Genomic DNA, 20,342 nt, shown 5'->3' on the forward strand with positions numbered 1-20,342 from the left:
TCTGGCGGGCATGCCGTCGGTGACGCGGAAACCGCAGGCCAAACGCCAGCAGCGGCGTCAGCAGATCGAACGCGACCTCCTGGAGGCCACCGACCGGCTGATGGCCGACGGTGCGAGCTTCACCGAACTGAGCGTCGACCGGCTGGCCACCGAGGCCGGCATCTCGCGCGCCAGCTTCTACATCTACTTCGAGGACAAGGGCCATCTGCTGCGCCGGCTGGCCACCCAGGTGTTCGGCGAGCTCGCCGAGGCGGCCGGCCGGTGGTGGCAGGTGGCCGGCCGGCACGATCCCTCGGACGTGCATGCCGCCATGTCGGGCATCATCGCCAGCTACCGCCGCCACCAGCCGGTTCTGGTCGCGCTCAACGAGATGGCCGGTTACGACGCGGCCGTCCGGGACACCTACGGTGAGCTGCTGGCCGGGATCACCGGGCAGGTGGCCCGCATCATCGCCGAGGGGCAGGCCGACGGCTCCATCCGCCGCTCGCTGCCGGTGACGGCCACGGCCAGCTCGCTGACCTGGATGGTGGAACGCAGCTGCCATCAGAACCTACCGGCACAGCCACCGTCCTATGACGCGGAGCTGGCCACCGCTCTCACCAAAATCGTTTGGGGCGCACTGTATCTGAAGCCTATCGAGTAACTCAGGAGAATCGCTCGGGATACCAGTACACGTCCTCGGCGGCACCGGTGAGCGCGTTGTCGACGGCTTGGCGCCCCTGCAGGTACCCGTAATCCTGATTCGAGGACTCATAACGCCAGCCGCCGAATCGGCCGCGGCTGTGGATACCGGCGCCACGTAGCGTCGCATCGGCGGCCCGCAGCACCTCATCGCGGCCGAGCGTGGGCACCGGGTACCCGAACGGGATGGTGCGTGCGAACCGGCTTACCACCGAGCTCGGGTCGGCGCCCAGTGCCGCCAACGAGGTCTGCACCGCCTGGACCGAAGCCTGCGCGGAGTCGGCCCGACCGGGGAACGACGGCACCTCGCACAACACGTTCCAGCGTCCCGGCCCGGCATTGCCGGGGTCGTAGTTGCTCAGCATCGTCGCGCGGTACCACGGCACGCGCTCGTCCGGGCAGTACAGCCACGTCTTGTCGGCCAGCGCCGGCGGCGGCTCACCGCGATAGCCCAGGCCGATCGCGTGCACCCGGCTGGCACGCAACCCGGCCGCCTGCCTCCCCTGCCCCACCCAGTTCAACGCCGTCGTGATGGGCGCCGTGCTCACGCAGTGGTCGTAGCGCACCGTGGAACCGTCGTCCAGGGTCGCAACCCGGCTGGCCGCGTCCACCCCGACCACCGCCGTGTTCAGCCGCACCGATCCCGGCTTCATCAAGGCGTCCTGCACGGCCCGCCACAGCGCACCGGTGCCTCCCTGCGGATAGGGAAACGCCTCGGCGGGCGCCGGGGCCGCACTCCCGGCCAACGCCAGCCGCGGCACGTTCGGGGTGAGGCTGCCGCTGCGCAGTGAGGTCCAGGTGTGGTCGATCTGGTCCAGCGGCGCCGTCCACATCTTGCGGTTGTACGGTTCGAAAAACCGGTCGTGGAGCCAACTTCCGAAATGATTGCGGTAGTAGTCGGCGAGGTTGCGCACCGGGGCGTCCGGGCGCAGGTCGGTGGGCAATTCGGTGAGCTGCTGCTGGATCGGGGTGGGCACCAGACTCTGTGGTCCGTCGCCGGTGAGCCACACCCAACCGTTGCGGGTCACCTGGTTGATGCCGACGCCGCTGGCCCGCACCGCCTGATCGAATTCGGGGAAATGACTGTGCAATACGTGTCCGCCGAGATCCCAGGTGAAGCCCTGGCCATCGGTGACGGAGGCGGACATCCCGCCGATCTGGTCGCCTGCGTCGACCACCAGATGGTCGATGCCCAACTCGGTGAGCCGCACCGCCGCGCCGATGCCGGTGGTGCCGGCGCCTATCACCAGAAACGTGGGCACGTCTCACGCCCTGGTGCCAATACCCGTCGCTTCGCTCGCCCCACGGTTCTCAGAAGTCGAGGACCTGGCGTACCGGCTCGAAACCCTCAGCGAACGGCCGACGGCACAGGAAGCCGTAGTGCTCGGCGGTGCTGCGCACCCACGACGCACTGACCTTCTCGCTGGCCTCGGCCTGCGAGACGTGGCACATGAGCGCCTCAACCTTCTTGTCCAGTGAATCCGAGATGTCCATGAACACGGTCGGGTTGAAGCCCACCGCCGACGGGCCGCCGTAGGCCATGATCGTCGAGACCCACCGCGCCGCACCCATGGTGCACCGGGACACCACCCGGTGATCCTGGTGACTGTCATTGGCCATGTGCGTGTACACGACCGTCGCCGATACCTTTTCGATCGCGTCTTCGATGAGGTGCACGAGTTCGAACTCCTGCAGCGACACCCGGCAGTCGGCGAACCCCTCACCCCACAACAACTGGTCGACGCCGAGTACCTCGGCGGCGCGATGCTGCTCGTCCACCCGTTGCGCGGTGTCGCCGGGGCCGACCTCGCCGCGGGTCACGACCAGCATGGTGACGCGGTCACCGGCGGCCACATGCTTTGCCAGCGCACCGCCGCACCCGAGCTCGATATCGTCGGGATGGGCCCCCACTGCCAGTACCGATCGCCGCGTCATGCCCCCTGGCCTTCACTTTGCTGAACCCTGGATTTCAGGCAGCATAACCTTAATCTCGGCGATCCGTGCACATTAGCTCGCCGCTGTGATAGGTCTGCCTCACCCAGCACCGGCCCGCGAAGTGCGCAGACACCCGGGGAAATGGCTCGAAAGTTTTGCGAAAATCACACCGTCGCGACCGGTCAGGTGGCCACCAGGTCATCGGCGTGCACCGCGGGCCGACGCAGCTCGGCAGGCAGATCATGGGTGGAACGACCGATCATCGTGGTCAATTCCGCCGCGTCGTAGGCCACCACGCCGCGGGCAACGGTTTGCGCATCGGGCCCACGCAGATCGACGACATCGCCACCGTGAAATTTGCCGGTGACCGCGGTGATACCGGCCGGCAGCAATGACCGCCGCTGCTTGACCACCGCGCGCACCGCGCCGGCATCCAGGGCCAGCGCACCCGCCGACTCGGCGGCGTACCGCACCCAGAACCTGCGGGCGGACATCCGCTCCGGGCGCGGCGCGAACACCGTACCGACGGAGGCGTCGTCGAGGGCTGCCGCCGCGTCGGACGCGGCGGCCAACAGCACCGGCACCCCGGCATCGGCGGCCAGCAGCGCCGAGGACAGCTTGGACGCCATACCCCCCGTGCCCAGACTGCTGCCGGCACCGGCCACGACACCGTCGAGGTCCCCTTGCGTGGCGACCTCCGGGATGAAGCGTGCCTGTCCCTTGCGGGGGTCGGAATCGTAGAGGCCGTCGATATCGGAGAGCAGGATCAGCGCGTCCGCTCCGACCAGATGCGCCACCAGCGCCGAGAGCCGGTCATTGTCACCGAACCGGATCTCGTTGGTGGCCACCGTGTCGTTCTCGTTGACGATCGCCACCGCGTGCAGAGCACGCAACCGGTCCAGCGTCCGCTGGGCGTTGGTGTGCTGCACCCGCATCGAGATGTCATGCGCGGTGAGCAGCACCTGACCGACGGTGCGGTGATAGCGGGCGAAAGCGGCACTCCAGGAATTGACCAGGGCCACCTGACCGACACTGGCGGCGGCCTGCTTGGTGGCCAGGTCTTTGGGCCGCTTGGTCAGACCGAGCGGCTCGATACCGGCAGCGATGGCACCCGACGACACGATCACCACGTCCGAGCCGGCCTTCATCCGGCCCTCGATGGCATCGGCGAGGTCGGACAACCTGGAGGCGTCGAACACCCCGGACGGCGTGGTGAGCGCGGTGGTGCCGATCTTGACGACGACGCTGCGCGCGGTGCGGACGGCCTCGCGATGCGCGCTCCGGTCATGATTCGCTGCGCGAGCGTCGCCCGCGTCATGATTCGCTCCGCAAGCGTCGCCCGCGTCATGATTCGCTCCGCAAGCGTCGCTCATTCGCCGCTCTCCCGGCGCGCCTTCCGTGCCGCCTTGCGCTCGTCGGCACCCACCCGGTCGGTCTGCTCGAGGCGGATGTCGGTGCCCCGTCCGGACAGATGGGTGTCGATGCCGGCCGGGGTCTGCGGCTCCCAGTCGAAGGTGACATCACCGATGGTGACCGCACACCCCGGCGTCGCGCCCTGCTTGAGCAATTCGTCTTCCACACCGAGCCGGGCCAACCGGTCGCCCAGATAGCCGACGGCTTCGTCGTTCTCGAAGTTGGTCTGGGCGATCCAGCGCTCCGGCCGAGTGCCCCGCACGATGAACCCGCCCTGACCGTCCGGCGACACGGTGAATCCGGTCTCGTCGACGGGGATGGGCCGGATGATCGGGCGCCGCGGCGCCACCTCCGGCTGAGCGGCCCGGTACGCGGCAACCAGTTCCCACAACGCAAACGTCAACTGGCGCAAGCCTTCCCGGGTCACCGTCGAGATCTCGTAAACCGGCCAGTCGTACTTCTGGGCCACTTCCTCGCGGACGAAGTCGGCCAGCTCCTTGGCGTCGGGCACGTCGATCTTGTTCAGCACCACGGCGCGGGGCCGTTCGGCCAGGTCGCCGAGGGTGGTATCGCCTTGCAAGGTCGGCCGGTACGCCGCCAGTTCGGCTTCCAGTGCGTCGATATCGGAAATGGGGTCGCGGCCCGGCTCCATGGTGGCGCAATCCACCACGTGCACCAACACCGCGCACCGTTCGATGTGGCGCAGGAAGTCCAGGCCGAGGCCGCGGCCCTGTGATGCGCCCGGGATCAGGCCGGGCACATCGGCGACGGTGTAGGAATGGTCCCCGGCCGATACCACGCCCAGATTTGGCGCCAGCGTGGTGAACGGATAGTCGGCGATCTTGGGCTTGGCCGCCGAAATCACGGACACCAATGAGGATTTGCCGGCCGACGGGAACCCGACCAGGCCGACGTCGGCCACCGTCTTGAGCTCCAGCGTCAGGTCGCGGGTCTGCCCCTTCTCCCCCAGCAGGGCGAAGCCGGGCGCCTTCCGGGCCCGGGAGGCCAACGCGGCGTTGCCCAGGCCCCCGCGTCCACCAGCAGCCGCTTCGAAACGCGTTCCCGCGCCGACCAAGTCGGCGAGCAGCCGGCCTTGTTCGTCGAGCACGACGGTGCCGTCGGGCACCCGCACCTCGAGATCGTCACCGGCCGCGCCGTCGCGGTTGCTGCCGGCACCCTGCTTACCCGAGGGTGCGCTGACGTGCGGATGGAAATGGAAGTCCAGCAGCGTGTGGACCTGGGGGTCGACGACCAGGACGATGCTGCCGCCCCGGCCCCCGTTTCCACCGTCGGGCCCGCCGAGCGGTTTGAACTTCTCGCGGTGTACCGAGGCGCAGCCGTTGCCGCCGTTACCGGCCTGCGCGTGGATGACCACGCGGTCGACGAACCGGGGCATATCAGGTCCTTCCTAGAAAAGTGAAGCTGCCGAGAGTCCTGTCTGGAGAACTCGCAGCAGCTTCACCTTCGCGGAAAGTCCTCGAAAAACTAGGCTTCCTGAACCGACGGTCGCACAATGTTGACGGTGCGGCGGCCACGCTTGGCGCCGAACTCCACAACACCGGGAGCGGTGGCGAACAGGGTGTCGTCGCCGCCACGGCCGACATTCACGCCGGGGTGGAAGTGGGTGCCGCGCTGCCGCACCAAGATCTCGCCGGCCTTGACCACCTGGCCACCGAACCGCTTGACGCCGAGTCGCTGGGCGGCGGAGTCGCGACCGTTGCGCGAGCTGGAAGCGCCCTTCTTGTGTGCCATGTCGTTCGCCTCCTACTACTTGATTCCGGTGACCTTGAGGACCGTCAGCTGCTGACGGTGCCCCTGCCGCTTGTGGTAGCCGGTCTTGTTCTTGAACTTGTGGATGCGGATCTTGGGGCCCTTGGTGTGCTCGAGCACCTCACCGGTGACCGCAACCTTGGCCAGCTCATCGGCCGAGGTGGTGACCTTCGCGCCGTTGACCACGAGGGCGACGGGCAGCGAGACGGACGAACCCGGCTCGGACTCGATCTTCTCGACCTTGACCACGTCACCGACGGCGACCTTGTACTGCTTGCCGCCGGTCTTGACGATTGCGTACGTGGCGTTATCGGCTGCCATCGTTAGTCTTCCTCTACTTCGTTCTTCTGGGCGCGCGCAATCGGTGAAGGTGCACGTGCAGGTCTTGTTTGCGAACTGAGCCAGCTTTCGCGGCTGCAAGCCTCGCGACAACTGGTCAAGGGTACGTGAGCAGCGTGGACAGGGTCAAACCGCGCCGCCCGGGGGGCCTGCCGGCCGGGCCGCGGCGCGGCGCCGGGGGCGCCGGCCTGCCGGTGTGACCGCCTCTCCCGCCGGCTGCCGGGCGGCGACGCCCAGGTCAGCCGGGGTGTCGTCGTCCGACTCGTCGTCGGTGTCGTCCCCCGAGTCGTCTTCGGTGTCGTCCGAGTCCTCGTACTCCGAGTCATCGGAGTCGTCATCCTCGGAGTCCTCATCTTCGAACTCGTCGTCGTCCGAGTCCTCGTCGTCCGAGTCCTCGTCGTCGGGGTCCTCGTCGAACTCCTCGTCGTCTTCGTCCTCGTCATCGTCGTCGTCGATGACATCGATGACGTCGGCTTCGTCTTCGTCAGAATCCTCGTCGGAATCCTCGTCCGACTCGTCGAACTCGTCCTCGGCGCCATCGGCCGCCGTCAGGTCGTCGTCGGCCCCGGTGACGGTCTCGTCCTCGCCGGCCGTGTCTTCGGTGGCTTCGTCTTCGAGATCTTCCAGAGCCTCGACGTCCTCGTCGTCGTGCTTGCCGTTGGCCGCGGCCATCGCCTTGAACATCGGGTGCTCAGCGGCGGCATGCGCGGGCACCTTCGCCACCTGCACCTCTTCGACCTTGGCGCCCTTCTTGCCGCGCTTCCCGCGCCGTCCACCACCACCGGTACCGCCGGCCCCGCCGGATTCGGCCTTGCGGGCCACCGCCTGCGCGGTGTCCACCGGATCGACATGCAAGACGATGCCTCGGCCCGCGCAGTGCGTGCACGTGGTCGAGAAGGCCTCGACAAGCCCGGTACCCAGTCGCTTGCGGGTCAGCTGAACCAGGCCGAGCGAGGTCACCTCGGACACCTGGTGGCGGGTTCGGTCGCGGCCGAGCGCCTCGGTCAGACGCCGCAGCACCAGGTCGCGGTTGGATTCCAACACCATGTCGATGAAGTCGATGACCACGATGCCGCCGATATCGCGCAGCCGCAGCTGGCGCACGATCTCCTCGGCCGCCTCGAGGTTGTTCTTGGTGACCGTCTGCTCCAGGTTGCCGCCGGCGCCGGTGAACTTGCCGGTGTTGACGTCGACGACCGTCATCGCCTCGGTGCGGTCGATCACCAAGGTGCCGCCCGAGGGCAGCCACACCTTGCGGTCCAGGGCCTTGGCCAGCTGCTCGTCGATGCGGTGTACCGCGAACACGTCGGGCCCGTCGGGTGCGCTGGGCTCGTATTTCGTCATCCGCGAAACAAGCTCGGGGGCAACCGAGTTCACGTAGGTGTTGATGGTGTCCCAGGCTTCGTCGCCGGACACGATCAAGCCGGAGAAGTCCTCGTTGAACAGGTCGCGGATCACCTTGACCAGCACATCGGGCTCTTCGTAGAGCGCGATCGCGGCGCCGGCCTTCTTCTCGGTGGTCTCGGCGGCCTTGGCCTCGATCTCGGTCCAGCGCTTCTGCAGACGCTCGACGTCGGAGCGGATGTCCTCTTCCTTGACGCCCTCGGATGCCGTGCGGATGATCACCCCGGCGCCGGCGGGCACCACCTCCCGCAGGATCTCCTTGAGCCGCTGCCGCTCGGTGTCTGGCAGCTTGCGGCTGATCCCGGTCGACGACGCGCCCGGCACGTACACCAGATAACGCCCGGCCAACGAGATCTGCGTGGTGAGCCGGGCGCCCTTGTGCCCGACCGGGTCCTTGCTGACCTGCACGACGACGTAGTCGCCGGGTTTGAGCGCCTGCTCGATCTTGCGGTTGTTCCCCCCGAGACCCGCGGCCTCCCAGTTGACCTCACCGGCGTAGAGCACACCGTTGCGGCCCCGCCCGATGTCGACGAACGCGGCCTCCATCGAGGGCAGCACGTTCTGCACGATGCCCAGGTAGATGTTGCCGACGAGCGATGCCGAGGCCGCCGATGTCACGAAATGCTCGACCACGACCCCGTCTTCGAGCACCGCGATCTGGGTGTAGCGGGCGCCCTCGTGCGGCGGCTCGGTGCGGATCTTGTCTCGCACGATCATCGTGCGCTCGACCGCCTCGCGGCGGGCCAGGAATTCAGCCTCGCTCAGGATGGGCGGGCGGCGACGGCCGGCGTCTCGGCCATCCCGGCGGCGCTGCCGTTTGGCCTCCAGCCGGGTCGACCCGCTGATCCCCTGGATCTCGTCGGGGTCCTTACCGGATTTGGCGGACCGTTCCCGCGGCGCTCGCTCGTGCACCACGGTGTTCGGCGGATCGTCCGGCGAGCTCTCGTCGGAATCACCGTTGTCGCCGTTGCCGGTCTTGCGCCGGCGGCGACGGCGGCGCCGGCGGCTGCCGCCCTCGGCGCTGCCGGCCTCGTCACCGTTGTCCTCGGTGTCCTCGGCGTCGTCGGTGTCGTCACCCTCGGCCTGCTCACCGGTGTCCGCACCGCCCTCGGTGTCGGCGTCCTCACCGGCGTCATCGGCGTTCTGTTCACCGCGACCACGGCCGCGGCCACGGCGTCCGCGCCGGCGCCGGCGGGCGGCCGGTCGATCGGCCTGCCCCTCCTCGCCGTCGGCATCGGCATCGTCGACGTCGTCACCCTCGTCGGTGTCGTCCCCCTCGTCGGCGGCGACCACCCGCGGCTGGAACTCGACCGGCTGCGGTGCGACGAACAGCGGCAGATAGGGCGCCGGCTCGACTTCGGCGCGCGGGCTGAGCTCGCTGGCCACCTCGAGTTCGAACGCGTGCGGGGTTTCCAACAACAGGCGGGACTCGGGCTCGGCGGTCACCACCTCGACGGCCTCGGCCACCTCGGCCGGCTCGACCGACCCGGTGGGGACCGGCGGCTCGTCGGGCTGGGAGGGATCCGCGGCTTCGGTGGCCTGGGCCGCCTCGGCGGTCACCACCTCGACCGCTTCGGCCACCTCGGCCGGCTCGACCGACCCGGTGGGGACCGGCGGCTCGGATTCGGCCGCCTCGGCCGCGGTCAACACATCACGAACCCGCTCGGCCTCGGCCTTGTCGACCGTGGAGTGGGGACTGCGGGCCCGGCCGTCCAGTTCGGCGAGCACATCGACGATGCGCTTGCTCGTGGTGCCGAGCACACGGGCCAGCGAGTGGACTCTCAGTTTCGCCGGCAGTTCCTCTTGCTGCGCTGGTTGGGAAAGGTCTTGGGTATGGGCATCTTCGGCCACGTATTCTCCTCAAGCCCCCGGGCGCGTCAGTTCGACGCGGCCACGCGAGGGCTTCCGCTATGGATCCGGGACACTTCTCCCGGACTTGTCATGGTCTCGCCCCGAGCGGTTCTGGATGAACCCACTCGGTGCCTGGCTGAATGATGGCTGGACGGTCGGCGCCACACCGCTTGGTGGCGATGGTCGCGCTCGTCGAAGTCTTCATCCGGGAGGCCGGCCCCGTTGTGGCGCCGGTCTCCCACGGCCAGTATCCCATACCGCGGGCCGGAATCTGACGAAGCGGCCCAACCGCGAGCTAAGCGCCTGCCAAGCCCGGGAACCAGAGCGCGATTTCCCGGGCCGCCGACTCCGGCGAATCCGAGCCGTGGACCAGGTTGTCCTGGGTGACGAGGGCCAGGTCGCCGCGGATGGTGCCTGGCGTGGCCTTCTCCACCGGGTCGGTGCCACCGGCGATCTGGCGGAACGCGGCGATCGCCCGCGGTCCCTCGACCACGGCCGCCACCACGGGCCCGGAGGTGATGAACTCCAGCAACGAACCGAAGAACGGCTTGCCGTCGTGCTCGGCGTAATGCTGGCGGGCCAGCTCGTCGCTGACGACCTTGAGTTCCAGAGCCGCGAACGTCAGGCCCTTGCGCTCGATCCGGCTGACAATCTCACCGATCAGGTGCCGCTGGACGCCGTCGGGCTTGATCAGAACAAGGGTGCGCTCGGTCACGGCGGACAGCGTACCGGTCGGTAATCGATCCGAGAAATCAGTCCGTAGTCTCATCACCGCGGGGGCGTTGACCAGGCAAAAGGCCGCGTTCTTGGCGCCGTTTGACCTCACTGCGCAAGAAGATCAACATCGCCCATACCAACGCGAACAGCACCCCGATGAAGCCGATGCCCCAGTGGATGAACGCCCCGCCGACGAGCACCAGCTGCATGCCGAGATTGATCCAGATGGCGCCCGGCCGGCCCTGGATCCCCGACAGCAGCACCAACAGCACGGCCATGCCGATCAGGAACCCGCCGGACACCCAGGTCAGGCCGCCGGTACCGAATGACACCACCGGCAGCGCCAGCAGCACGACGATGGCCTCCAGGATCAGCGTGCCGGCCATCACGCCACGGAAGCTCTTCCACGGATCGGGGGCGCTCATGCCGGGTCCCGTCCGAACAAGGTCCGCGCGGCGCCCGCCGTCACCACCGAGCCGGTGATGACGATGCCGCTGCCGGACAGACCTTCACCGCCGGCGGATTCCTCCACCGCCGCGATGGCCGTCTCGATCGCGTCGGGCAGGGTCGCCGCCGTGATGACGCGTTCCGGGCCGAACCGCTCCTCGGCGCGCAGCGCCAGCTCCTCGACGCTCATGGCGCGCGGCGAGCCGTTGTTGGTGACGACAATCTGGTCGAAGGCGGGTTCCAGCGCGGCCAAGATGCCGTCGACGTCCTTGTCCCCCATCACCGACACCACACCGACGAGATAGCGGAAGTCGAATTCCGCGGCCAGCGCCGCGGTCAGCGCGGTGGCACCGGCCGGATTGTGCGCCGCGTCCAGGAAGACCGTGGGTGCGTTGCGTACCCGCTCCAGCCGGCCGGGACTGGCCGCGGCCGCGAACCCCGCGCGGACGGCGTCGATGTCGAGTTGGCGTTGGGCGCCCGCCCCGAAGAACGCCTCGACGGCGGCCAGCGCGAGAACGGCGTTGTGCGCCTGATGCTCACCGTGCAGCGGCAGGAAGATGTCCTCGTAGGTCCCGCCCAGCCCCTGCAGCGACAGCACCTGGCCGCCGATGGCGATCTGGCGGCTGAGCACCGCGAACTCCGAATCCTCCCGGGCCACCGCGGCGTCGGCGGTGACGGCCTGTGCCAGCAGCACCTCCATCGCCTCGGGTGGCTGGCGGGCGATCACCGCGACGGTGTCGGTGGGGACCAGGTCGTCGGCTTGTTTGGTGATGATGCCGGCCTTCTCCCCCGCGATCTGGGCGATGGTGTCGCCCAGAAACTCGGTGTGGTCCAACCCGATCGGGGTGATGACGGCGACCGGCGCGGTGACCACGTTCGTGGCGTCCCACCGGCCGCCGAGGCCGGTCTCGATCACCGCGACGTCGACGGGGGCGTCGGCGAACGCCGCGAACGCCATCACGGTGAGCACCTCGAACTTGCTCATCTTTGGCCCGCCGGCCGCTTCCGACTGCGCGTCGACGAGTTCGACGAACGGTTCGATCTCACGGTAAGTGGCGACGTATTGCCCTGGGCTGATGGGCTTTCCGTCGATCGAGATGCGTTCGACGGCCGACTGCAGGTGCGGGCTGGTGGTCCGCCCGGTGCGCCGGTGCAGCGCGGTCAGCAGGGCGTCGACCATCCGCGCGACCGACGTCTTGCCGTTGGTGCCGGCGATGTGGATCGACGGATAGCTGCGCTGCGGCGAACCCAGCAGCTCCAGCAGCGCCTCGACACGGGCGGTGCTCGGCTCGATCTTGGTTTCCGGCCACCGCTGGTCGAGCAGGTGCTCGACCTGCAGCAGCGCCGCGATCTCGTCCGGGGTGGGTTCCGGATTGCTCATCGCAACCCGGCAAGCCGCGCCGTGATCCGCTCGACCTCTTCCTGCGCCAGCTGACGGCGGGCCTTGATCTTGTCGACGACGGCCTCGGGCGCCTTGGCCAGGAACTCGGCGTTGCCGAGTTTGCCTGTGGTTTGCGCCAGTTCCTTCTCCGCAGCGGCCAGGTCCTTCTCCAGACGGCGTCGTTCGGCGGCGACGTCGACGGTGCCGGAGGTGTCCACCTCGACCACCACCGTGCCCTCGGACAGGCGCACCTCGACCGATGCCGAGGCGGTGAAGCCGTCGGCCGGTTCGGTCAGCCAGGCCAGCGCGGTGACCGCGGGCAGCTGCGATTCCACGTCGGCGGCGTCCAGGCCGGTGAGCCGGGCCGGCACCCGCTGCCGGTCGGCCAGGCCCTGGTCGCTGCGGAATCGGCGCACCTCGGTGACCAGCTTCTGCATGTCGGTGATCCGCCGGGTGGCGACCGCATCCGGCGCGAAGCCCGACGGCTCGGGCCAGTCGGCGACGACGATCGACTCACCACCGGTGAGCGTCTTCCACAGCGTCTCGGTGACGAACGGCATCACCGGGTGCAGCAGTTTGAGCAGCGTGTCCAGCACCGCGGCGAGCACCGCCGTGGTGTGCGAAAGACCCTGCGAGATCTGGACTTTGGCGAGCTCGACATACCAGTCGCAGAACTCGTCCCAGGCGAAGTGGTACAGCGCCTCGCAGGCCCGGCTGAACTCGTAGCTCTCGAAGGCCGCGTCCGCCTCGGCGCGCACCTCGTCGAGGCGGCCCAGGATCCAGCGGTCGGCGTCGGTCAGCTCACCGGCCTCCGGCAGCGGGGCCGGCGCGGCACCGTTCATCAGGGCGAACTTGGTGGCGTTGAACAGCTTGGTGGCGAAGTTGCGTGACGCGCGGGCGTGGTCCTCACCGATGGAAAGGTCCCCGCCGGGACTGGCCCCGCGGGCCAGGGTGAAGCGCAGCGCGTCGGCGCCGAACTTCTCCACCCAGTCCAGCGGGTCGATGCCGTTGCCCTTGGACTTGCTCATCTTGCGACCGAATTCGTCACGAATCAGGCCGTGCAGGAAGACATTCCGGAACGGGACGGAACCGGCGCCGATCGCGTCGTCGCCGGCGACGAAGGTGCCGAACATCATCATCCGGGCCACCCAGAAGAACAGGATGTCGTAGCCGGTGACCAGCACGCTGGTCGGATAGAACTTCTCCAGCTCCGGGGTGCGCTCGGGCCAGCCCATCGTGGAGAACGGCCACAGCGCCGAGGAGAACCAGGTGTCGAGCACATCGGGGTCCTGCACCCAGCCCTCGGGCGGGGTTTCGTCGGGACCCAGGCACACCTGCTGGCCGTCGGGCCCGTGCCAGATCGGGATGCGGTGCCCCCACCACAGTTGGCGCGAGATGCACCAGTCGTGCATGTTGTCCACCCAAGCGAACCAGCGCGGTTCCAGGCTGGCCGGGTGGATCACGGTGTCGCCACTGCGCACCGCGTCACCGGCAGCCTTGGCCAGCGATTCGACCTTGACCCACCATTGCAGGCTCAGCCGCGGCTCGATGGGCTCGCCGCTGCGCTCGGAATGCCCGACGCTGTGCAGGTAGGGACGCTTCTCGGCGACGATGCGGCCCTGCGCGGCCAAGGCCTCGCGCACCGCCACCCGCGCCTCGAACCGGTCCATCCCGTCGAATTGCGTCCCGGTGCCGGTGATCGCACCCGTGATGTCGAGGATCGACGGCATCGGCAGGTTGTGCCGGACCCCGATCTCGAAGTCGTTGGGGTCGTGCGCCGGGGTGACTTTGACTGCGCCGGTACCGAATTCGGGGTCGACGTGCTCGTCGGCGACGATCACGATCTCGCGGTCGAGGAACGGGTGCGGCAGGGACTTGCCGACCAGCGCGCGGTAGCGCTCGTCATCGGGATGCACCGCGATGGCGGTGTCACCGAGCATGGTCTCCAGCCGCGTGGTGGCCACCACGATATGCGGCTGCGTGTCGTCCATGGAGCCGTACCGGAAGGAGACGAGCTCGCCCTCGACGTCCTCGTACTTGACCTCGAGGTCGCTGATCGCGGTCCTCAGCACCGGCGACCAGTTCACCAACCGCTCGGCCTGGTAGATCAGCCCGGCGTCGTACAGCCGCTTGAAGATGGTGCGGACGGCGCGGGACAGGCCCTCGTCCATGGTGAAGCGGTCGCGGCTCCAGTCCACCCCGTCGCCGAGCCGGCGCATCTGCCCGCCGATGGTGCCGCCGGATTCACGCTTCCAGTCCCACACCTTCTCGACGAACAGTTCGCGACCGAAGTCCTCTTTGGTCTTGCCGTCCACGGCGAGCTGCTTTTCCACCACCGACTGGGTGGCGATGCCGGCATGGTCCATGCCGGGCAGCCACAGCACCTCGTAACCCTGCATGCGCTTGCGCCGGGTCAGGGCGTCCATCAGGGTGTGGTCCAGGGCGTGGCCCATGTGCAGGCTGCCCGTCACGTTGGGAGGCGGCAGCACGATCGAGTACGGCGGCTTGGCGCTCGACGGATCGGCGGTGAAGTAACCGGCGTCGACCCAACCCTGATACAGCTCGCTCTCTACCGCACCCGGCTCCCAGGACTTGGGCAGGGCATCGGCGCGCGAGGAAGGGCTGGCAGTCACCGCTCGATTCTAAGGAAACCCGACGAGTGCCCGAACAAGCCCCCGTTCACGGTGATGTGTGGAGCCGCGCCCGTAACCATTACGGGTGCGGCTCCACACATCACTTCTTGCCGCCCAGCAGCCCGCCCAGGACGTCGCCGATGACGTTTCCCTGATTACCGCCCTGCCCGCCGGAGCCGCCACCGAGCACGCTGCCCAGGATGCTGCCCAGCGGGTTGTTTCCACCACCGCCGCCGCCGAGGATGCTGCCCAGCACCTCCCCCAGCCCGCCGCCGGACGACGCGGCCTCGGGCTGCGCATCGCCGCTCTTCTGGGCGAACTGCTTGCCGATATAGGCCAGCACGATGGGAGCCAGGATCGGCAGCAACTGCTTGACCAGGTTGCTGCCCCCGGCACCGGTGCCCGCGAGCGCGGCCGCGACCTGGCCGCTGTCGTTACCGCCGAAGATGTTGGCCACGATGTTGTTGCCCTCGGCCTGGTCGACCTGGTCGACGCTCACCCCGCCGTCGAGCAGACGGCTAGCACCCTGCGCGGAGACAGCGGACTCCAATTGGCTCGAGTCGATGTCACCGGACTGCACGTTGTGCTGCAGGCCGCCGACCAGGGCGGGCACCAGGGTCCGGATGGCGTTGTTCACCTCGCCTTCATCGGCGCCGAGCCTGGAGGCAATGTCCTGTACCGGAATCTGTGCGAAAAGTTCATCAAGACCGGCCATGTCGTCCCCACCTTCATCGCTGGTTGAAGTTCCTACCCGCAGTCGACCCTAGCCGTGTTCGACCCTGGCCCACAGGTGTTCGGCGCTCACCGGTTTCAATTCAGCCGGGTGGTCTCCAACGTCACCCCGGCAGCGGGGAGCCGGGTGAGCAACGCGTCACCCATCGCCGCCGCCGGGGTGAGCACGCCGCGCAGGTCGGAAAGCCGGTCGCGGTCCAGCGCCAGGGCCAATCCGCTCTCGCCGAGCAGCACGGCGGTGGCCTTGTAGCCCGGGTCACCCTGCTGGGCGATGACGGCGCGGTACCGGGCGCCACCGGTTGTGGTGGTGTAGGTCTCGATGCGGTAATGCCCCTTGTCCCGGGTCCGTTCACTGGGCCCACTGCCCGGTTTCGGGGTGATCCGTTCCAGCAGCGTGGACGGCACCTTGTCGAGATATCTCATCCCGAGGCCGAAGGCTGCGGCGTTGACCGCCGTGTCCACCGCGGATGCGACCGGCGCCAGGACTGAGGAGCCGGTGCTCATGTGCTCGGCGTAGCGGAATCTCCGGCCGTACGCCCAGTCGAGAAGCGCGTTGCTGCGGCGCACTATTCGCGAGTTGGGTGCCGCCATGGCGAACGCACCGGTCCAGATGCCCGCCAGTTCCGGGGCGATCTGGGCACCACGTCGCCAGGGCGTGTCCGATTGGTGGCCGAGTTCGGGTTCGGCGGCACGGTCGGTGCTCAGTGTGTAGGGATCGAGCATCGCGCTGCGGATGTCGGGATCGCTTGCGGCGGCACGGAAGAACTCCATCATCGATGCGATGGTGCCGCCGGAGACCCCGCCGGCGAACCGGCGCAGCACCAGATCGGTGTCGGTGAGTTCGCCCGAGCCGTCGTCGCGGCAGCGGTGATAAAGCGCGTAGACGGTCAGATCCGAAGGGATCGAGTCGAATCCGCAGGAGTGCACGATGCGGGCACCGGTGTCGGCAGCCTGCTTGTGGAACTGGTCGGCACTGTCGCGGATGAAGGGTGTCTCCCCGGTCAGGTCGGCGTAGTCGGTTCCGGCTTGCACGCAGGCCGCCACCAGGGGCAGCCCGTAGCGGGTGTAGGGCCCGACCGTGCTGACCACCACCTGGGTGCGCGCAGCCATCGCCGCCAGCGTGGTCGGAGCGCTCGTATCGGCCTCGATGATGGGCCAGGCGTGAGCAGCCTCGCCGAGGGTGTCGCGCACCGCACGCACCTTCTGGGCCGACCTACCGGCGAGGGCGATCCGGGCCGACGCACCGGCCGTGGCCAGGTATTCCGCGGTGAGTTTGCCGGCGAACCCGGTGGCGCCATAGAGGACGAGGTCGAATTCCCGCTGGGTGCTCATGCGCCCGAAGCTACCCGAGTGTCTCGGGCAGGGGGCCGTCCTCCCCCAGGACGTGACGGGCCAGAAAGGCCAGGATCACCTGGTACCAGATCTTGGTGTGCTGTGGCGCGGCGATCCAGTGCCCTTCGGTGGGGAAATACAGGAACCGATGCGGGCTGTCACCGTCGTCGTCGGCCGGCAGTGCCGACTCGGTGAGTAGTTCGTACCAGAGCCGCAACGCTTCACCGACGGGCACGCGGTAGTCCTTGTCGCCGTGGATCACCAGCATCGGGGTAGCGATCCGGTCGACGTGCCGGTGCGGTGAATTGTGTTGTGTCATCTGCTCGGTCATCTCGCGCACCCACCAGTACGCCCCGTCGGTGGTATGCCCGAACTGATCGAGCGCCCACAGGCTGGCATGGGTGACGATCGCATCGAACCGCTCGGTGTGTCCGGCGATCCAATTGGCCATGTACCCGCCGAAGGATCCGCCCATGGCGGCCGTCCTCCCGGCATCCACCCGCGGGTGTGCGCAGGCCGCGTCGGTGGCCGCCATCAGGTCCGTATAGGGCGCCGCACCCCAGGCGCCCCAGCCACGCTGGATGAAGTCCTGTCCGTACCCCGTGGACAGCGCCGGGTCGGGTAGCAGCACGGCATAGCCGGCGGCCGCCAGCAGCCACGGATTCCACCGCCAGTGCCAGGCGTTCCAGCTGCCCAGCGGCCCGCCGTGCACCCACAGCAGCAGGGGCGCCGGTTCGGATGTCCGCGGCAGCACCAGCCAGGACCGTACCCGCACGCCATCGGGTGCTGTGGCGGTGATCTCGTCCAATTCGCCGGGCAATTCCGGGATGTCGACGCAGGGCAACACCACCACCTGCCCGTCGGCATCGATGCGCACCGGATGCGGCGGAGCGGTGTACGAATGGCGCAGCGCGTAGACGACGCCGCCGGGCGCGGTGCGCACCTCGGCGTAGCTGTAGTCGTCGTCGGTCAGTCTGGTGACGGCGCCAGTGTCCGGGTCCACCGCGAAGATCGGGCACCTGCCGTTGTCGTCGGCGGTGACCACGAGGCCGGTCCCGTCGGCCGTCCAGTCGACCGAGGCGGGCCAGCGATCCCAGTCCCGGCTCAACTCCACCCAGGGTCTGCCGAACGTCATGACGCACAACGTGATCCGGGGCGCTTGCTCGGGGGTGGACACCGTCTCGCGCAAGAACGCCAGCCGGCGGCCGTCCGGCGAGATGGCGGGATGGCCCAGATCGGCGTCCGGGTCTTCGACGATCACCTGCCGCGCGCCGGTGGCGGTGTCGACGCGCACGATGCAGACGCGGATGGAGGCGCCCGGCCCGGGCGCGTGCCAGGACGTCACCACGAAGGTGCCGTCGGCGCTGACGGCTACCCCGGCCTCACGCAGGGCCGCCCCGGGCGACGGGGTGAGGTCGCGGGAGTCGGCGGCATCGAGCAGGTGCGGGTGATCGGGCCCGAGGTCGTGATCCCAGTACCGCACCGGGTACCGGCTGTGCAGAATGGCCGAAACCTGGTTGTCCTTCCGCAGCGTGCGCAATCGCGCGTCGTCCGCCACGGTGACCGCCGAGGGAAGCAGCGGCGCGGTGACGATGGCCCGGTCGGCCGAGGTCGCGGTGTGCACCGCACCGATCCCGCCGGGGAGCGTCAGCAGTTCGACGGCCTCACCGCCGGACGCGGGCAGCCGCCACAGTGCCGCCGGCGGCTTGGCGTCATCGGGCGTGGGGCGTGCCGCGATGAACAGCAGGTCGCCGTCGGCGGTGAAGGCCGGTGCCGTTTCGCCCTTGGCCCCGCGCGTCAGTCGCCGCGCGGGGCGCTGCCCGGCCGGATCCAGCTCCCATATCGCCGTGACGAATTCGGTGTGTTCGTCGTTGATCTCGGTGATGGTGGTGACCAGCCGGGAGCCGTCGGGCGAGACGGCCAGCCCGGCAACCCTGGGCAGTTCGAGAAAGCGGTCGAGGTCACCGAAGGCGTGGTGAGGCGTCATCCCGCCACGCTAACCGGATCAGACGACGTCGGTGATCTGCCCCGCGCTGTCGGCCCGGACCTGCTTGGTGCTCCGCTCCCCTGCGACGTTGATGAGGATGCGCAGGCTGTCGTCGAACGGCAGGTTGCGGTCCACGATCACCGACTGCACCGTGCCGTCGGCGATTCCGCTGGCGGCCACGGCGCCGTCGACCGCGGCGATGATCGCACTGGCCGGCACCTCCGACACGGCAAAGATGTTCTGCCGCAACGCCTCGGTGTCGTCGTCATAGTCCACCGGCCGGGGTGTGCCGACATGCCCGGCGGTGTAGGTCCACTGGTTCAATTCGGTGGGCGCGTTGGGATCGACGGCTTGCACGGTGACCGTCGTCGGGACCAGCGTGACCTCGACCACCTGCATCGGGTCGGCTCCGACCTCCGCCGAGATGGCGGCGAAAGCCTTGTTCAACCCGTCGACGGTGAGCACACTGCCCGTCGATTCGGTCAGCGCTCCGGCGCCCTCCTGGATCTGCTCGACCGCCGATGTGGCCGCGTCGGTGATCTTGCGGACGTCAGCGACCGTCGAGCAGCCGCTGAGCGCGCAGATGCTGAGGGCAGCTGCGGCCAGGCCGAATCGCAGGGGTAGGGCGGTCATCATTCTCTCTTCTCTGGTCGGGACCAGCGCTGTCATGCGGTGGCTCCGACAGCGTGAGTGAGAGAAGCGGCTACCGATCCCAACCTGGGACGGATGATCAGCGCGGCTGCCCGAAGGCGGCGAGCGCGGTGCACATCTTGCGGATGTCGAAGATGCCGAGGATGGCTCCGGGCCGGATGGCCTGGCAGCCGGTGGCGGCGGGATTCTGGCCGGCGGGGGCCGGGTTGGTCCAGACCGCGGGGGTGGCGCCCTTGGCGCCGCAGCTCGGCCAGGCTCCGAGGCCCTGGGTGCGCAGCACGTTCTCCGCGACGCGGATCTGCTCGGCGCGACTGGCCTGGTGCGGCGCGCCCACACCACCATTGGCGGTCCAGGTGGCTTGTTTGAACTGGAGTCCTCCAGAAGCGCCGTTGCCGGTGTTGATCGACCAGTTGCCGCCGGACTCGCACTGGGCGATGGCGTCCCAGTTGACGCCGCTGTCGGCGTTGGCTGTCGCCGCCAGGGTCAGCGGTGCGGCGGCGAAGGCGCCGGTCGCGGCCGCGACCCACAGCATGCGGGTGAAAGTCTTCTGCAGAGCGACGCCGATGTTCTTCATTGCGGTCCTTCCCCGACCGGTGACACGAGTTCCGCATGTGCTTGATGGTGTTTTCTGGCACTGCGGTTACCCGTGTTTCGGGTGGGGGAAATCGCGTGTTACTGACGATGCCGAAGTTTTAGGGGTTTCTTATGTGGCCTATGCATATTGGCGATATGTATGAGAAAACAATGGCGCCGGGCTCGAAAGCCCGGCGCCATTGGCGCGTGTTTGATATATGACGCCGGCGTCAGCCGCGGCGGCCGCACACCGGCCACGCGCCGATGCCCTGCGAGCGAAGCACATTGTTGGCCACCCGGATCTGCTCCTCCCGGCTGGCCTGGTGGGGCGACCCGCTGCCGCCGTTGGCCCGCCAGGTACCCATGGTGAACTGCAGGCCCCCGTAGTAGCCGTTTCCGGTGTTGATGGCCCAATTACCGGCTCTTCATGATTGAGGGTGTAGAACGGTCAGCTGCTGTCGGCCTGTGATTGGGGTGTCTGGTTGGCTGGGTGTGT

General features: G+C 68.5%; 17 protein-coding genes and 1 pseudogene. 1 reads left to right on the forward strand and 17 read right to left on the reverse strand.

From position 1 onward, the window contains the following. Positions 1-10 precede the first annotated feature (10 nt). Complete coding sequence (locus tag AWB94_RS29220; RefSeq protein ID WP_062657467.1) at positions 11-643, forward strand: TetR/AcrR family transcriptional regulator; 633 nt, start codon at positions 11-13, stop codon at positions 641-643. 1 nt (position 644) lies between these two features. Here AWB94_RS29220 and AWB94_RS29225 read toward each other — a convergent pair whose 3' ends face one another. From AWB94_RS29225 to AWB94_RS29305, 17 genes and pseudogenes are all read right to left on the reverse strand, one after another. After that, positions 645-1,943, reverse strand: a complete 1,299-nt coding sequence (locus tag AWB94_RS29225; RefSeq protein WP_062657468.1) for a protoporphyrinogen/coproporphyrinogen oxidase — start codon at positions 1,941-1,943, stop codon at positions 645-647. Positions 1,944-1,992: 49 nt separating this feature from the next. Further along, positions 1,993-2,616 carry a PIG-L deacetylase family protein gene (locus tag AWB94_RS29230; RefSeq protein WP_062657469.1) on the reverse strand — a complete coding sequence of 208 codons (624 nt, stop codon included), beginning with the start codon at positions 2,614-2,616 and terminating at the stop codon, positions 1,993-1,995. A 182-nt stretch (positions 2,617-2,798) separates the two neighbouring features. After that, positions 2,799-3,989, reverse strand: coding sequence for a glutamate 5-kinase (gene proB, locus AWB94_RS29235; protein WP_085122548.1), 1,191 nt, complete (start codon positions 3,987-3,989; stop codon positions 2,799-2,801). Next, on the reverse strand, positions 3,986-5,425 hold the full coding sequence (gene obgE, locus AWB94_RS29240; RefSeq protein WP_062657470.1) for a GTPase ObgE: 1,440 nt from the start codon (positions 5,423-5,425) through the stop codon (positions 3,986-3,988). Before obgE ends, proB begins: the two co-directional genes overlap by 4 nt. An 89-nt stretch (positions 5,426-5,514) precedes the next feature. Further along, on the reverse strand, positions 5,515-5,781 hold the full coding sequence (gene rpmA, locus AWB94_RS29245) for a 50S ribosomal protein L27 (RefSeq protein ID WP_024452952.1): 267 nt from the start codon (positions 5,779-5,781) through the stop codon (positions 5,515-5,517). Between the two features lie 15 nt (positions 5,782-5,796). Next, a complete protein-coding gene (rplU, locus tag AWB94_RS29250) occupies positions 5,797-6,120 on the reverse strand; it encodes a 50S ribosomal protein L21 (RefSeq protein ID WP_024452951.1) in 324 nt (107 codons plus the stop codon). Between the two features lie 144 nt (positions 6,121-6,264). Further along, on the reverse strand, positions 6,265-9,393 hold the full coding sequence (rne, locus tag AWB94_RS29255) for a ribonuclease E (RefSeq protein WP_085122550.1): 3,129 nt from the start codon (positions 9,391-9,393) through the stop codon (positions 6,265-6,267). Between the two features lie 295 nt (positions 9,394-9,688). Further along, a complete protein-coding gene (gene ndk / locus AWB94_RS29260; protein ID WP_024452949.1) occupies positions 9,689-10,108 on the reverse strand; it encodes a nucleoside-diphosphate kinase in 420 nt (139 codons plus the stop codon). A 37-nt stretch (positions 10,109-10,145) separates the two neighbouring features. Continuing rightward, entirely contained in the window at positions 10,146-10,535 is a 390-nt protein-coding gene (locus AWB94_RS29265; RefSeq protein WP_062657472.1) for a DUF4233 domain-containing protein, read from the reverse strand. Continuing rightward, entirely contained in the window at positions 10,532-11,938 is a 1,407-nt protein-coding gene (gene folC / locus AWB94_RS29270; RefSeq protein ID WP_062657473.1) for a bifunctional tetrahydrofolate synthase/dihydrofolate synthase, read from the reverse strand. The genes AWB94_RS29265 and folC overlap by 4 nt, the downstream gene beginning before the upstream one ends. Further along, positions 11,935-14,571, reverse strand: a complete 2,637-nt coding sequence (locus tag AWB94_RS29275) for a valine--tRNA ligase (RefSeq protein ID WP_062657474.1) — start codon at positions 14,569-14,571, stop codon at positions 11,935-11,937. Before AWB94_RS29275 ends, folC begins: the two co-directional genes overlap by 4 nt. A gap of 100 nt (positions 14,572-14,671) precedes the next feature. Continuing rightward, positions 14,672-15,286, reverse strand: a complete 615-nt coding sequence (locus tag AWB94_RS29280) for a DUF937 domain-containing protein (protein ID WP_062657475.1) — start codon at positions 15,284-15,286, stop codon at positions 14,672-14,674. A 95-nt stretch (positions 15,287-15,381) separates the two neighbouring features. Further along, complete coding sequence (locus AWB94_RS29285) at positions 15,382-16,635, reverse strand: saccharopine dehydrogenase family protein (RefSeq protein ID WP_062657476.1); 1,254 nt, start codon at positions 16,633-16,635, stop codon at positions 15,382-15,384. Positions 16,636-16,645: 10 nt separating this feature from the next. Further along, complete coding sequence (locus tag AWB94_RS29290; protein WP_062657477.1) at positions 16,646-18,622, reverse strand: S9 family peptidase; 1,977 nt, start codon at positions 18,620-18,622, stop codon at positions 16,646-16,648. 18 nt (positions 18,623-18,640) lie between these two features. Beyond that, positions 18,641-19,255, reverse strand: coding sequence for a hypothetical protein (locus AWB94_RS29295; protein ID WP_131805316.1), 615 nt, complete (start codon positions 19,253-19,255; stop codon positions 18,641-18,643). 97 nt (positions 19,256-19,352) lie between these two features. Further along, positions 19,353-19,847, reverse strand: a complete 495-nt coding sequence (locus AWB94_RS29300) for a transglycosylase family protein (RefSeq protein WP_062657479.1) — start codon at positions 19,845-19,847, stop codon at positions 19,353-19,355. A gap of 229 nt (positions 19,848-20,076) precedes the next feature. Next, positions 20,077-20,265: pseudogene (locus AWB94_RS29305) on the reverse strand (transglycosylase family protein); the annotation flags it as partial. Positions 20,266-20,342 lie beyond the last annotated feature (77 nt).

Origin of the sequence: Mycolicibacterium canariasense (assembly GCF_002101555.1) — a bacterium.
GTDB classification, from domain to species: Bacteria; Actinomycetota; Actinomycetes; order Mycobacteriales; family Mycobacteriaceae; genus Mycobacterium; species Mycobacterium canariasense.